The organism is Achromobacter spanius, from assembly GCF_003994415.1.
GTDB lineage: Bacteria > Pseudomonadota > Gammaproteobacteria > Burkholderiales > Burkholderiaceae_B > Achromobacter > Achromobacter spanius_C.
Genome location: NZ_CP034689.1, coordinates 4,466,550 through 4,481,310, shown reverse-complemented (window position 1 = coordinate 4,481,310; position 14,761 = coordinate 4,466,550). Strand labels below are relative to the sequence as shown.

At 66.9% G+C, this 14,761-nt stretch carries 11 protein-coding genes; 3 read left to right on the top strand and 8 right to left on the bottom strand.

Annotated features, from left to right (window positions below; all coding sequences use genetic code 11):
- Window positions 1–10: 10 nt before the first annotated feature.
- Window positions 11–1,492 carry an AdeC/AdeK/OprM family multidrug efflux complex outer membrane factor gene (adeC, locus tag ELS24_RS20355; protein WP_127185182.1) on the bottom strand — a complete coding sequence of 494 codons (1,482 nt, stop codon included), beginning with the start codon at window positions 1,490–1,492 and terminating at the stop codon, window positions 11–13.
- A 199-nt stretch (window positions 1,493–1,691) separates the two neighbouring features.
- On the opposite strand from adeC, the gene ELS24_RS20350 reads away from it, so the two are divergent.
- Complete coding sequence (locus ELS24_RS20350) at window positions 1,692–2,294, top strand: TetR/AcrR family transcriptional regulator (RefSeq protein ID WP_050448672.1); 603 nt, start codon at window positions 1,692–1,694, stop codon at window positions 2,292–2,294.
- A 9-nt stretch (window positions 2,295–2,303) separates the two neighbouring features.
- On the opposite strand, the gene ELS24_RS20345 is transcribed toward ELS24_RS20350, so the two are convergent.
- The 6 genes from ELS24_RS20345 to ELS24_RS20320 form a co-directional block, all read right to left on the bottom strand.
- A complete protein-coding gene (locus tag ELS24_RS20345) occupies window positions 2,304–3,209 on the bottom strand; it encodes a GntR family transcriptional regulator (RefSeq protein WP_127185181.1) in 906 nt (301 codons plus the stop codon).
- Between the two features lie 5 nt (window positions 3,210–3,214).
- Entirely contained in the window at window positions 3,215–4,267 is a 1,053-nt protein-coding gene (gene pdxA, locus ELS24_RS20340; RefSeq protein ID WP_127185180.1) for a 4-hydroxythreonine-4-phosphate dehydrogenase PdxA, read from the bottom strand.
- Window positions 4,264–5,481 carry a D-threonate kinase gene (gene dtnK / locus ELS24_RS20335; protein ID WP_127185179.1) on the bottom strand — a complete coding sequence of 406 codons (1,218 nt, stop codon included), beginning with the start codon at window positions 5,479–5,481 and terminating at the stop codon, window positions 4,264–4,266. Before dtnK ends, pdxA begins: the two co-directional genes overlap by 4 nt.
- The gene (locus ELS24_RS20330; RefSeq protein WP_240669341.1) at window positions 5,478–6,446 is read right to left on the bottom strand and encodes a 2-keto-3-deoxygluconate permease; all 969 of its coding nucleotides are present in this window, start codon (window positions 6,444–6,446) and stop codon (window positions 5,478–5,480) included. The genes dtnK and ELS24_RS20330 overlap by 4 nt, the downstream gene beginning before the upstream one ends.
- A 219-nt stretch (window positions 6,447–6,665) precedes the next feature.
- Window positions 6,666–8,795 (bottom strand): TonB-dependent siderophore receptor, encoded by a 2,130-nt coding sequence (locus ELS24_RS20325; protein WP_428839653.1) that lies wholly within the window; start codon window positions 8,793–8,795, stop codon window positions 6,666–6,668.
- A gap of 241 nt (window positions 8,796–9,036) precedes the next feature.
- Window positions 9,037–9,519, bottom strand: coding sequence for a MarR family winged helix-turn-helix transcriptional regulator (locus tag ELS24_RS20320; protein ID WP_164741371.1), 483 nt, complete (start codon window positions 9,517–9,519; stop codon window positions 9,037–9,039).
- A 310-nt stretch (window positions 9,520–9,829) separates the two neighbouring features.
- Here ELS24_RS20320 and ELS24_RS20315 point away from each other — a divergent pair, with 310 nt between their 5' ends.
- Window positions 9,830–10,792: a Bug family tripartite tricarboxylate transporter substrate binding protein gene (locus ELS24_RS20315; RefSeq protein ID WP_050448679.1), complete on the top strand. Its 963-nt coding sequence runs from the start codon at window positions 9,830–9,832 to the stop codon at window positions 10,790–10,792.
- Window positions 10,793–10,800: 8 nt separating this feature from the next.
- Window positions 10,801–12,381 (top strand): sulfatase-like hydrolase/transferase, encoded by a 1,581-nt coding sequence (locus tag ELS24_RS20310; protein WP_050448680.1) that lies wholly within the window; start codon window positions 10,801–10,803, stop codon window positions 12,379–12,381.
- 663 nt (window positions 12,382–13,044) lie between these two features.
- Here the strand turns inward: ELS24_RS20310 and ELS24_RS20305 are convergent.
- Window positions 13,045–14,754 (bottom strand): AMP-binding protein, encoded by a 1,710-nt coding sequence (locus tag ELS24_RS20305; protein ID WP_127185176.1) that lies wholly within the window; start codon window positions 14,752–14,754, stop codon window positions 13,045–13,047.
- Window positions 14,755–14,761: the final 7 nt, after the last annotated feature.

Here is a 14,761-nt window from a genome sequence, read left to right as displayed (position 1 = left end):
TGTCCTGTTGTTATTGCGGGGCGGGCGCTTGGGTTGCCGCGCCGTCAGGGCCGGGCGCCGACTCGCCCGCCTGTGTGCCGCCTCCCAGTGCTGCGTAGAGGCCGACGCGCGCCGATAGCAACGCGCGGCGCGTTTGCACCAACGCCTGCTGCGCGGCCAACAGGTCGCGCTGCGCGTCCAGCACTTCCAGGTAGGGCGATGCGCCATGGTCATAGCGCAGCTTGGCGAGCCTGGCGCGTTCGCTTTGCGCGGCCACGGTGGCGCGCAATACCTGCACCTGTTCGGCCAGCCAGTGGCGGGCGGCCAGCGCGTCGGACACGTCCTTGAATGCGCTCTGGATAGTTTGTTCGTAGCCCGCGACGGCCTGGTCGCGGCGTATCTCGGCCAGGTCCAGGTTGGCGCTGCGGCGGCCGGCGTCAAAGATCGGCAGGTCGACGCTGGGCGTGAAGGTCCACGCGCGGCTGCCGCTTCCGAACAGGTCATTGAGTTCGGCGCTGGCGCTGCCAAAGGCGCCGGTCAAGGTGATGCGGGGAAAGAACGCGGCGCGCGCCGCGCCGATATTGGCGTTGGCCGCCTGCAGTTGATGCTCGGCCGCGACGATGTCGGGGCGCTGGGTCAAAAGGTCGGACGGCAGACCGGCGGGCAGGTCGCGCATCACGGCCGCATCATCCAGGCCGGCGTTAGGCATCGGCAGGTTCAGCGGCTTGCCCACCAGCAGCTCCAGCGCGTGCGCCTGCGTGGCGCGCGCCTGCTCCAGTTCGGCGCCCAGCGCGCGGGCCTGCTGCCACAGCGTTTCCACTTGGGTCAGGTCCAGCTTGGCGATCGCACCGACCTCGTAGCGGCGGCGGAAGATGCGCAGGGATTCCTCGCGCGAGGCGATCGTCCGGCGGGTCAGCGCCAGGCGCTCGTCCAGTTCGCGTAGCGTCAGGTAGCTGTCCGCCACCTGCGCAATCAAGGACAAGGTGACGGCGCGCGCGGCGGCATCGGACGCCAAATAGTTTTCCAGCGCGGCGTCTTTCAGGCTGCGCACGCGACCCCAGAAGTCCAGCTCCCAGGTCGCCATGCCGACACCGGCCTGGTATTGGTTGGCCACCACGGGCCGACCCGTCAGATTCAGGTCCGCCGGCGTGCGCGAACGGGTGCCCGTGGCCTGGACGCCCAGCGTCGGAAACTGGTCGGCCCGCTGGATGCCGTACAGCGCGCGCGCTTCTTCCACGCGCAACAGGGCCTGGCGCAGGTCGCGGTTGTTGGCCAGCGCTTCGTCGATCAGGCCTTGCAGGACGGGGTCCGAAAAATAGCTGCGCCAGCCCACGTGTGCGGCGTTCAGCCCGGCATTCTCGCTGGAGTGCGGGGCGGACCAGGTGGCGGCCACCGGCAGGGCGGGGCGTTGGTAAGGCGGGGCCATCGACACGCAACCCTGCGCCAGCAACACGGCCAGAACGGCCGGCGCCAGGCGGGCAGCATTCCATGCCGAAACCGGGCGGCGAGTCATGTGTCGTTCTCCATCGTGTCAATGGAAGTCTTACGTCCAACAGCGGTAACCGTGGCGTCTTCGCAGCATCAATTTTGCCCGCGGGGTGCCGGCAATTCCTTGATCGACATCAAGTTAGCGACTGACCGGTCGGTTTTTAATGAGGCCGTAGAAGGGCGTGCGACGTCGACGCCGCGCGTCATTTCGCAAGGAGCCATGAATGAGTACGCAACGCCAGCGTCTGCCACCCACGGTGCGGACGGGGCAGATTCTGGATGCCGCGCTACAGGAATTCTCGGCGGCGGGTTACGAGGGGGCGCGGATGGAAGACATCGCGCTGCGGGCAGGCCTGTCCAAGGGCGGCCTGTACGCCCATTTTTCCAGCAAGGAAGAGGTCTTTCGGGCGCTGCTGGAACGGCACCTGTCGCCAGCCCGCCTGGACGCGCGCGCCATCGTCGATGGCTGCGAGTCGGTTCGGCATCTGGCGGAACGCCTGGTGGACCATCTTTACGCCAGCCTGGCCAACCCGGCGATGATCGTCACCATGCGGCTGCTGCTGGCCGAAAGCGCGCGCGTGCCGCACCTGGCGCGGCGCTGGCGGCAAGAGACGGCCGAGGCCCATCAAGCCGATATCGCCAGCTTGCTGGCCTTGGCGCGTGAACGGGGTCTGTGCGAAGGGGGCGTGGCGGCGCGACATCCCGAGCTGCTGCTCTCGCCGGTGGTGCACGCCGTCGTCATGGCCATCCTGACAGGCGCGGACGAACCCTTCGACCTGTCGGCGCGGCGCGACGCGCACATCGCGCTGATTTGCGGATTGTTGTAGCGCGCAGGCTCAGGCCTGGCCGCGCAGCCGGGCCAGCTCGGCCGATAGCTCGGCCACCAGCGCCTGGGCGCGCGCCAGGGGATCCTGCGGATCCGGGGGCGGGGATGGCAACGCGCTGGCCGGTTCAGCCGGTGCATCCTGCAAGCGCGGATGCACGCTTTCGTGGCCGTTGCTGACGTCCACGTCGAACACCAACTGCTCGGCGCGGTGCCAGGTGGTGAACCACTCCAGCGGCCGGTCGTGCTGGTCCATGCCCTGGCCCTGCAGCATCAGCAAGGGTGTACCGGTCGTGGTGTCGAGCAGGTCGGCCAGCTTGGCGTCGGCGGCCACCGCGCGGATCTGGTTGCGGCCGGCGCCGGGGCGCAGGCCAAAGCGGCGCGTCAACACGCCGTGCAAGGAAGCGTCGGTCAGGTCCTCGGCGCGCAGGCCAGGCACCACATCGACGGGCAACCAGGTGCGTACATAGGCCAGCGGCGCGTCGGCCACGTGGCGCAGGCGTTCCAACATCAGCAATTTGGTGGTGCCGAAAAACGCCGCCACATCGGCGGGCGGTTCTGCGCGCGCAAAGGCCAGCACGCGCGTCTGCAAGGCCACGCCAGACTGCGCGAACTGCTCGTACAGGCCGGTGGACCGCTGCACCAGCCGGCGATGTTCCTGCGGCGCGGCCACCGTGGCCGGGCGTCCGCTTTCGCGTTGGATCAGCCCTTCGGTAGCCAGCGCGGCCAGCGCCTGACGCACCACGCTGCGCGCCACGCCAAAGCGTACGCACAGCGCGGCTTCGCTGGGCAGCACGGCACCCGTCGCCAGCTTGTTCGACCGGATGAATCCCCGCAGCAGCGTCGCCACCTGGGCGTGCAGCGGGACGTCGCCAGAGCGATCAAGAACGGGCAATGCGTCGTGCGTGGCGGGCGCCATGGAAATCAACCTCCGGTTTGTGCCCGCGCAGTTTCCCATACATGCGTCCAGCCCGGGGCCAGATGCGCGGCGCGCTCGGCGGCCAGGATCAGGCTGTCTTCGCGCGCGATGCCCTTGCCAGCGATGTCGAACGCGGTGCCGTGGTCCACGGATACGCGCACCACAGGCAGGCCCACCGTGATGTTGACGCCGTCATCGCCATACACGGCCTTGAAGGGCGCGTGGCCCTGGTCGTGGTAGCAGGCGATCACGAATTGCCACTTGCCGCGCACGGCTTGCGGGAACAGGGCGTCGGCCGGGATGGGGCCGGCGGCCAGGATGCCAGCCGCATTGGCTTCGGCCACGGCGGGGGCCAGGATGTCGGCGTCTTCGCTGCCGAAGATGCCGTTTTCACCCGCGTGCGGGTTCAGGCCCGACACAGCCACCGGCTGGTCGCCCCGGCCCAGCGCCTTGGCGAACGAACCCGCCAGGCGCAGCACGGCGCGCATGCGCGTGGGCGTCAGGTCTTCAATGGCCTGGCGCAGCGATACGTGGGTGGTGGCGTGGAAGATGTAGAGGTCGCCGGCCGACAGCACCAGCGAGAAGGTCTTCACGCCGAATTCATGCGCCAGCAATTCGGTGTGGCCGGGCCACTTGTGGCCGGCGGCGTGCATGGCAGCCTTGTTCAGCGGCGCGGTCACGATGCCGTCGACTTCACCGGCGCGCGCCAGGGCGCAGGCGGTGGTGACGAAGCGCACGGAGCCATCGCCCGCGTCGGCGCTGATTTCACCCAGCTTGACGTGAGCCAGCGACGGGCCGGCTTGCAACACTTCGATCGTGCCGGGCGTGTTGGTACAGTCGGCCGCGCGGTCCAGCTTCTTCACGATGGCGGGGTCGCCACCCAGGCCGCGCACGGCGTTGACCATGACGTCTACATCGCCGACCACCAGCAGGCGGGCCTTTTGGCGCAGTTCGTCGTGGCCCATCAGCATCTTGGCCGTGATTTCCGGCCCGATGCCGGCCACGTCGCCCAGGGTGACGGCCAGCAAAGGCAGCTTGTTCGGTTGGGGTTGTGTCATCGCTTGAATCTCCTGTCGCGGATCGCGCGCACGGCGCGAACCAATACGTCTTCGGTGCCAAAGCCGCCGGCCTTGGTCACCACGGGCAGGCCCGCGGCCGTACCCCCGGTCAGCGTGCCTAGCGGCACGCCACCCATCACTTCATCCACCAGCGCGATACCGCTGGCGTTCAGCGCCACCAGCACGCTGCGCGCCCCGTCGCCGCCCGTGGCGACCACGCCGGCCGCGCGCGAGGTGGCGATCAATTGCGCCGCCAGGCTGCCCAGGCGGTCGGCAACTTTTTCCGAATCCAATCCTTCCAGTTGGCCTTCGGGCGCCAGCAGCAACACCGTGCCCGCTTCGGCGGGCGCTTTGGCGTGGGCCTGCAGCAGCGGCTGGCTCCAGGCCTGCCATGCGGCGTCGTCGGCCAGTTGAGCGAGCGTGGGCGTCCAGGTGTCGGCGCCCGAGGCTTGCAGGGCGGCGGCTTGAGCGCGCGCCGCGCTGTGCTGCGACGTCACCACGACCACGACGGGCGCGGTCTGGTCGGCGCCGGCCCAAACGCGGGCCAACGGCACGGCCAGGCCGCCCGCGCCCACGGGCAGGGCGTGTACGCCCAGCAGGCCGATGGCGCGCGCCAGGCGTTCCAGGTCGGCATCGGTGCTGGCGTCAACCACCACCGTGTTGCCGGCCTGCCGGATGCGCGCGGCAAGCGTGTCGGGCGTGTCGCCGTCTTGCGCCGCCACATGGGCGCAGCCCAGCAGGGTGGGAATATGGCTTTCCGTCACCGGGGTCACCGGGTCGGTGGCGGCGGACGTCTCGGTGACCGGCTTGCCGTTGACCAACAGCACGCCGTGTTCCACGGTACGGCCGGTGGCGGGGAACGCGGGGCAGATCACCGCCACCGTGTCCGAGCCCCAGGCATCGCGCGCCGCGTCGATCTCGGCCTTGAAGGCGCCGCGCAAGGTGGAGTCCACCTTCTTGTACAGGCGCGATACGCCGGCCGCGCGCAGTTGGCGCACGTTCTGTTCAATGACGCGGGCGGCGTCGGCGGCGGGCAGCGCGCGGCTGTGGGTCGTGACCGCCAGCACTTCGACGCCGGCGGTAGCCGGGCCGGCCAGCGCCTCGTCGGCGCCGCCGATGGACAGGTGCGTGCTCCAGCCGGCGCGTACAAATTGCACCGCGGTGTCGCCGGAACCGGTCAGGTCATCGGCGACGATGGCGATGGTGGGCGTCAAAGCGCCTCTCCGCGCGCGCTGGCCAACGTGGGCGTGGCGCTGCTGTCCGCATCGGCGTCTTCGGACTTGAGTTCACCGGCGCGCTTGAGGAAGTACGAAGCCAGCATCGGCGCCAGGATCGAACTGATCAGCACGCAGGCCGCAACCTGCGCGGTGGCGGTCGACACGTATTGCTGGAAGTTGGGGTCGGCGGCCGCGACCACGGCGGGCGTGGCGATGGCGTTGCCGGCGGTCGTACCGGCCGCGAAGCCCAGGCCGCTCTTGCCGCCACGGCGCAGAATCAGGCGATAGCCCAGGTAGACCAGGCCGCCGGTGATGGGGCTGATGATCAGGCCCAGGATCAGGCCGCTCATGCCGCCGCTGACCACCGCGCCCAGGTTGATGCCGGTGCCCAGCGCAAAGGCGAAGAACGGGATCACGATGTTGGGCACGGGCTTGAGCACGTCGCGCCACTTCGGGTCCAGGTTGCCAACCACCACGCCCAGCAGGAACGGCACCAGCGCCGCCACCAGGGCAATCATCGGAATATCGGCCAGGCCCGAGGCGCCCAGGAACAGCAGGCTGAAGAAGGGGCCGTCGTTGACGGCGCTGGCGACGTAGGCGCCGCGGTCGCGGGCGTCACCGTACTGGCCGGTGTAGGCCAGCCACAGGCCGCCGTTGCTGTTGTCGAACGCGGCCAGCAAGGCCAGGATCGACACGCCCATCACACCGTCCAGGCCCACATAGCTGCCCAGGATGATGATCAGCGTGGCGGGCACCAGCGTCTTCATCAGCAGCAGGGTGCCGGCGGTGGCCAGGATGGGGCCGCCGGTGCGGGCGTTGACTTGCGTGCCGGTCGCGAAGATCAGCAGGGCGATCAGCGGCAGGGCGCTGTTCTTGAAGAGGGCGGTGGTAAAGCCGCCGATGGCAAGCGCATCAGGGGCGAAGGTGCCGATCAGGGAACCCAGGATCAGCGGTACGAGCATCAATCCACCAGGGATTTTCTGCATGGTGCCAAAAAAAGGCGAACGGGAAGAGGCGGTGGTCGACACTTGCGTAAGTCTCCAGGACGATTCTGGTGGATTGCAGACGTTCGTTGACGCGTCTGTCAGTGGGGGTTGAAAAACCGCTAGTGTACACCTGTACGTACTGCCTGTACGTACAGGTTTTTCGTCCTGGGGGGAGGCGGCCTGCGCCGCGTCGGCTTAGAAGCGGTACGCCCCGCTGAGCATGACGGTGCGGCGCGCGCCGTAAAAGCAGTCGCCACGGTCCAGGCAGACCGTTTCATAGGTGCGGTCGGCGATGTTGTTGACGTTCAAGGCATAGCGCCACGGACCATTGTCGTAGCTGACCATGGCGTCGAACAGCGTGACGGCGGGCGTTTCCGGCGCGCCGCCATCGCGGAACGCTGTCAGGTAGCGCACCCCCGCGCCCACCGCGAAGCCGGGCTGGCCGGCCAGCGCAAAGCGGTACTTGCTCCACAACGACGCCATGTGCTTGGGCAAGCCTTCCAGTTGCGGGTCGACATCGGTGTAGATGTAGTTGGCGATCACGTCCACGTTCTTGGTGACGCGGCCACGCAATTCCAATTCAACGCCGCGCGTGCGGGTCTTGCCGGCCTGGAGCTGGTTGTTGGGATTGTCGGGGTCATTGGTCTGGCGGTTCTTTTCGCGCAGGTCGTAGGCGGCGGCCGTGAATTCCATGTCGGCGTCGCGGGGCATGTACTTGATGCCGGCCTCGACCTGTTTGCCGCGCATGGGCTTGTAGCGTTCGTTGTAGAAGTTCGATCCGGCAATCGGCGTGAACGATTCGCTGTAGCTCAGGTAGGGCGACCAGCCGTTGTCGGCCGCGTACATCAGGCCGAAGCGCTTGGTGGTGGCGTAGTCGGTTTCCTTGTCCTGGCCGTCGATGCGGTTGTCGGCGCGGTCGCGGCGGATGCCCGCCAGGAAGATCCAGTTCTTGTCGAACTTGATCTGGTCTTGCGCGTAAAAGCCCAGTTGCTGCTGCTTTTGCTTGGGCGTGTCCGACAGCTCGTATTCCGGCACGTTGCCGTAGACGGGGTGGTACAGGTTCAGCGGCGCGCCCAGGCCGGAGGCCGTCTGGCTGGTTTCGCGGTAATGCGAATAGTCCATGCCCAGGATGACGGTGTGCTCGGTGCGGCCCCAGTTGAGCTTGCCTTCGATGTTCTGGTCGGCCAGCAGCGTGCGCATGCGCGGCTTGTTGACGTAGAAGTAGCGGTCGGTGGTGGTCTGGGCGGCGTCGATGTAGGAATCGCCACGGCGCGCGCCGTACACGTTCGGGTACAGCGATTGATAGTCGACCCGGCTGACCGTGTTGCGGAAGTTCTGGCGGAATTTCCAGGTGTCGTTGAATTGGTGCTCAAACAGCCAGCCCACGCTGAATTGCTCGGTGTCGTAGGCGTCCCAGCCCGGCTCGCTGACGAAGCGGCGGGTGGGGATGCGGCCGTTCGGGTTTTCTTGTACCGAGCCGCTCCAGGGCAGGAATGACTGTGTGGTGCCGGCCCTGTCCTTTTGCCACAGCGCCTGCAAGGTCAGCGAGGTGGCGGCGCTGGGCTGCCACGTGAGCGACGGCGCCAGCATCAGGCGGTCGTCCTGCGCGTACTGCACCTGGGTGTCGCTGTCGCGGCCCACGGCCACCACGCGGTACAGCCATTGCCCGTCTTCGGTCACGGGGCCAGTCAGGTCGGTATGGATTTCGCGGCGGTTGTCGCTGCCCAGCACCACGCCGATTTCGCGTTGCGCTTCAGCCTGCGGGCGCTTGCTGACCAGGTTGACGATGCCGCCGGTGCTGCCCTGTCCGTACAGCATGGACGAGGGGCCGCGCAGCACTTCCACGCGCTCCATGCCATAGACCTCGGTGCGTGGGTTGTTTGAATTGAAGAACTGGCGCAGGCCGTCCAGGTACTGCGCCGGCTCCGTGCCACGGATGCGGACGTAGTCGCCGCGGTTGTCCACGCCATACGCATTGGGCCGCACGCCGGCGGCGTAGTTCATGGTGTCCTGCACGTTCTGGGCGCCCTGGTCCACGATCTGATCGCGCGGAATCACCGTGATGGCTTGCGGCGTTTCAGACAGGGGGGTGTCGGTCTTGGTGCCGGTTGCGCTGCGCGTGGCCACGTAGCCCGCGACCGGGCTGGTGGCGGTTTCGGCCGTGCCGGTCACCTGCACGGCGGGCAGCACGGTGGTGGGGCCGGCGGCGGTGGCGGGGGCGGTTTGGGCGTGGGCGGTGGCGCCCAGGCAGGCGGCCAGCGCGGCGGCGGGCAACAGGCTCTGCGGGCGCGCGCGGCGGGCGGCCCGGGTTGGATGGCGTTTCAAGTGAGTCCCCTGCGACACGGTGGTCGCTGATTACATATAGGAATTGCAACGATAATTATTATTAATTGCGCTGCGCCCACACGGCTAGGCATCCGAGCAGTCCCAGATGTAAAAAAGGCCTGCAAACCAGGCAGGCCACGGCGTTCGGGCGGGTAAAAGCCTTTTTATTCAGCGGTTTGCCAATGGGTTCTCAGGCGGCGCTTGCCCTGCCGAAATGTTGGCCCGGCGCGACACCCTTGGCTTACGCGTACTGCGCGCGCCGCGTCCCGCCTTCGCGTCGGCTGGCCTTTTCCGCCACGATGTTGTCTTCGGCCATGCGCCGCCCGCGCTGCTCGATGCGGCCCAGAAAGTCGCGCAGTAGCGCGACTTCGCTGTCGCTCAAGTCCTGCACCAGCAGCGCGTTCAGCCGCAAGACCTCGGGCAGCAGCGCCTGATAACGCGCCTGGCCCTCGGCGGTGGCTTCGACCCGCACCACGCGACGGTCGCTGCTGTCGGGCAGGCGTCGCAGCCAGCCCTTTGCACACAGCGAGCCCAGCGTGCGCGACGTGCGGGCCAGGTCCAGCTTGGCGGCGGCCGCCAGCTCGGCCGAGTTCATGATGCCGCCTTCGATGGCGCAGGCCAGAATGCGCCATTCGCGCCGCGTGATGCCGAAACGGCCTTCGCACAGCCGCACGAACACCGGGTTGGATTGCGACCACGCCTGGTACAGCCGGTACATCAGCATGTCGGACAGATGAGGAGGCGGGTCGGAAGCAGGCAGCCCTGATGCGGTCTGCTGTGCGGCGGGCTGCGCTGTCGAGGGCCGATCGGGTATCGGGTGGGTTGGCATGGCGTCTCCTCCTTGCCGCAGTGCGGGCCGCGTCCCGCGCGGTGCGTGCTGCATATCGTTATCGAAAGTCCTGGATTAGATCAAGCAACGGCCGCGTTGCTAAATTGTTTCTGCTTATTTGTATTTGGCCAGGCAGACAGAACCATAACCGACAGCGGGCCACTGTCCCCAGGAGAAGACGATGCATCAATGGACGAAGGGATGGATGGCAAAGGCCATTGTGGCCACGGCCGTGGCCACGGGGGCGTCGCTGGCCTGTGCGCAGCAAGCGCCGCTGGACGGCACCTTGACGATCGTGGTGGGCTACCCGCCGGGCGGCAGTTCCGACCGCATTGCGCGGCTGGTGGCCGACCGCCTGAAGGACCGCGTGGGCGTGCCCGTGGTGGTTGAAAACAAGACCGGCGCGGGCGGGCGCATCGCGGCCCAGACGCTGCATGCGGCGCCGGCCGAGCAAAACGTGCTGATGCTGGCCAACCCCGCGGTCATGGTCGTGGCGCCGCTGGTCTACGCCCAACCCGGGTATGACGCCAAGCGCGACTTTACGCCGGTGTCGCTGGTCAGCCGCTACAAGTTTGCGCTGGCCGTGCCGGCCAGCTCGCCCATCAAGAACGTGCCCGCCCTGCGCGAGTGGTTGCGCGCCAACCCCAAGCAATTCACGGTGGGCGTGCCGGCCACCGGCAGCCTGCCGCACTTTTTCGCGCTGATGCTGGGCCGCGAGATCAAGCAGGATCCGGAAGTGATTGGCTATCGCGGGTCCGCGCCTTTGATATCGGAACTGATCGGCGGCATCCTGCCGCAAGGCATCGACACGCTGGACACCCTGCTGCCGCAGCACCGCGCCGGCAAGATCCGCATCCTGGCCACCTCTGGCGATACGCGCGATGCGGATCTGCAAGACGTGCCCACCTTCAAGGAAAGCGGCGTGGACCTGGCTGCCGATGGCTGGAACGCCTTCTTCGCGCCCGCCGCCATGCCCAAGGCCAAGGCTGACCGCCTGGGCGCCGACATTGCGGCCATCATGCGCGACCCCGGCATGGAAAAAGCCGTGCGCAGCGTGTACCTGGAACCGGTGTCGCAGGACGCGGCCGGCACCGCCAAGGCGCTGGACGCCTATCGCAAGCAATGGGAACCGGTGGTGCGCGACTCCGGCTTCACGGCCACGCAATAGGGGCGGCAATGAGCACGGTGCAGAATGTGTTGTTCATCATGGCCGACCAGTTGCGGGCGGATCACCTTAGCTGCTATGGCCATCCTTATTTGCAAACCCCCAGCCTGGATGCGCTGGCGGCGCGCGGCGTGCGCTTTGACCGCGCCTTCGTGAATTCCGGCGTGTGCGGCCCGTCGCGCATGAGCTACTACACGGGCCGCTACCCCTCGCGCCACGGGGCTACGTGGAACCGCGTGCCGCTGTCGGTCAACGAAATCACGCTGGGCGAGTACCTGGCGGGGCAGGGGCGCGAGCTAGCCCTGGCCGGCAAGACCCACATCATTCCCGACAAGGCCGGCATGGAACGCTTGGCCATCGACGGCGCATCCGAGCTGGGCGTGCTGCTCAGCCGGGGCGGCTTCACGGAGCTGGACCGCTACGACGGCCACCACACGCCCGGTCAGGAAAGCGGCTATCCCGCTTTCCTGCGCCGCCACGGCTACGACAGCGCCGACCCCTGGACCGACTACGTGATTGCCGGCGTGGACGCCAACGGCCAGATCGCCAGCGGCTGGAACATGCGCAACGTGCATCTGCCGTCGCGCGTGGCCGAAGCGCATTCCGAAACCGCCTACATGACGGATCAGGCGCTGGACTTCATGCAACGCCGTGGCAGCCAGCCCTGGGTGCTGCACCTGAGCTACGTCAAACCGCACTGGCCTTACATGGCGCCGGCCCCGTACCACCAGCGCTATACCGCTGACCAATGCCTGCCCGTGCGGCGCAACCAGGAAGAGCTGGCGAACGCGCATCCCGTGGTTGCCGCCTACCGTCAGCAGGAAGAGAGCGTCAGCTTTTCCAGCGACGAATGCGTGCGCGTGGTGCGGCCGGCTTACCAGGGCTTGATCCGGCAACTGGACGATCACCTGGGCAGATTGTTCGACTACATGGAAGGCGCGGGCCTGATGAAGAACACGCTGATCGTGTTCACGGCCGACCATGGCGATTTCCTGGGCGACCACTGGCTGGGCGAAAAAGAACTGTTCTACGACACCGTGCAGCGCGTGCCGTTCATCGTGATGGACCCGTCGGCGGCGGCTGATGCCACGCGCGGGCAGGCCTTGAACGACATGGTGGAAAGCGTGGACGTGGTGCCCACGGTGCTGCGCGCATTGGGCACGCCCGGACCGTCGCATCGGCTGGAAGGCAGGGAACTGCAAACGCTGCTGCATGGCCGAGGGGACGGCACTGCATCCAGCACGGAATGGCGCGATTGTGTGTTCTCGGAACTGGACTACAGCTTCCGCCAGGCCCGCATCCTGCGCGGCAAGACGCCGCAGAATGCGCGCGCCTGGTCGGTGCGCACCGACCGCTGGCGCTATGTGTACTGGCTGGACGAGCCCGAGCAGCTGTTTGACCTGCACGCCGACCCGGATGAGTTCCAGGACCTGGGCACCAGCGCCACGCACGCGGCCACACGTCTGGAACTGCGCCAGCGCCTCTTGGACTGGATGCTGCGCGGCAAGCGGCGCACCACCATCAGCGACGAAGCCGTGGAAAAAGCCACCAACGCGCACAAGCGGGCGGGGGTGTTCTTCGGGCAGTGGTAGTGGGGGAAGGGAAAGGAAGGGAGGTCAATATGCCACGGCTGGCGCAACTCGTAGGATGGGTGCAGCGCGGCACGGTCATACCCAGAACCCACAACGCCGATCGCGCGGAACCCATCTTGCAATGGTTGCTGTGTAGGAAGGCTGCGGAAGAATTGGGGTGCTGCTTGATGGGTTTCGCGCGATCGGTGGTGTCGTTCTTTTTGTTGCCTTGCCGCGCTGCACCCATCCTACATGCCATGGCGCGGCGCCCGTAGGATGGGTGCAGCGCGGCACGGTCATGCTTAGAACCCACAACGCCGATCGCGCGGAACCCATCTTGCAATGGTTGCTGTGTGGGAAGGCTGCGGAAGAATTGGGGCGCTGCTTGATGGGTTTCGCGCGGTCGGCGGTATCGTTCTTTTTGCTGCCTTGCCGCGCTGCACCCATCCTACATGGCATGGCGCGGCGCCCGTAGGATGGGTGCAGCGCGGCACGGTCATGCTCAGAACCCACAACGCCGATCGCGCGGAACCCATCTTGCAACGGTTGCTGTGTGGCAAGGCTGCGGAAGAATTGGGGCGCTGCTTGATGGGTTTCGCGCGATTGACGGCTTCGTTCTTTTTGCTGCCTTGCCGCGCTGCACCCATCCTACTGATACGGCTGGCGCAAAAGCCGTGGGGGGGTTCAACCCTGGCCGGCGCTTTGCTTTTCCACTTGCGGGGCAGCGTCGGGTTTCAATTCCCGCCGCAGGATCTTGCCCACGTTGGTGCGCGGCAAATCATCGCGGAATTCCACCTGGCGCGGCACCTTGTAGCCCGTCAGGTGCGTGCGGCAATGGGCGATCAGCGTTTCGGCATCCAGCTCGGGGTCCTTGCGGATCACATATAGCTTGACCACTTCGCCCGAGCGTTCGTCCGGCACCCCCACCGCGGCCACTTCGCGCACGCCGGCGTGCAGCGCGGCGACGTCCTCGACTTCGTTGGGATACACGTTGAAGCCCGACACCAGGATCATGTCTTTCTTGCGGTCGATCAGGAACACGTAGCCGTCCTGGTCCACGTAGCCGACGTCGCCCGTGCGCAGATAGCCGTCAGGGGTCATCACCAGCGCGGTTTCGTCGGGGCGGTTCCAGTAGCCCTGGGTGACCTGGGGACCGCGCACGCAGATTTCCCCCGTTTCCCCTACACCCAGTTCCACGCCGTCATCGTCGCGGATGGAAATGTCGGTGGATGGCACCGGCAAGCCGATGGACCCGGTGAATACCTTGACGTCCAGCGGGTTGACGGTGACGGCGGGTGACGTCTCGGTCAGCCCGTAGGCCTGCGCCAGCGGCTTGCCCGTGACCGCGCGCCAACGCTCGGCCACGGCACGCTGCACCGCCATGCCCCCGCCCATTGTCAGGCGCAGGCGCGAAAAATCCAGCTTGGCGAAATCGGGATGATTCAGCAGCGCGTTGAACAAGGTATTGACGCCGGTGAATGCCGAAAATGGCACCTGGCTCATTTCCTTGATCAGCCCGGCAATGTCACGCGGGTTGATGATCAGCAGGTTGCTGGCGCCGATCTTCATGAACGTCAGGCAGTTCGCCGTCAGCGCAAAGATGTGATACAGCGGCAAGGCCGTCACGATGCACTCTTCGCCGTCTGTGACCAGCGGCCTGATCCAGGCATGAGCCTGGTTCACGTTTGTCACCAGATTGCCGTGCGTCAGCATCGCGGCCTTTGCCACGCCGGTGGTCCCGCCCGTGTATTGCAGGCAGGCCAGATCGCGTTGGTTCAGCGGCACTTCGGCAAACGGCGCCTGCCGGCCCGCGCGCAACGCATCGCCCAGGCGCACATGGTGCGGCAAGGACCACGCCGGCACCATGCGCTTGACGCGGCGGATGACGAAATCCACCAGCCGGCCTTTAAGTGGACCCAGCATTTCGCCGATGGACGTCACCAGTACATGTTTGACCGCGCTGCCTTGCCCGGCAGCGGTCAGTGCCTTTTCCACGGTGGCCGCGAAGTTGTCCGCCACCACGATGGCGCGTGCGCCCGAGTCCACCAACTGGTGTTCAAGCTCGTGCGGGGTGTAAAGCGGGTTGCAGTTGACCACGACGCAGCCAGCGCGCAAGGCGCCGAACAGGCAAACGGGGTATTGCAGCAGGTTGGGCATCATGAGCGCAACGCGGTCGCCTTTACCCAGGCCCTGGGCGTGCAGCCAGGCGGCGAAGTCGCGCGTCAATTCGTCCAGTTCGGCGTAGCTGATCGCTTTGCCCATGCTCAGGTACGCGGTCTTGTCCGCATAGCGGCGGCAACTTTCCCGCACGACCGAGACCAGTGTGGTCACCCCGTCTATCTCGATTTCCGCGGGTACGCCCGCGGGATAGCTCTTGTGCCAGATTCGTTCCATTGTGTGC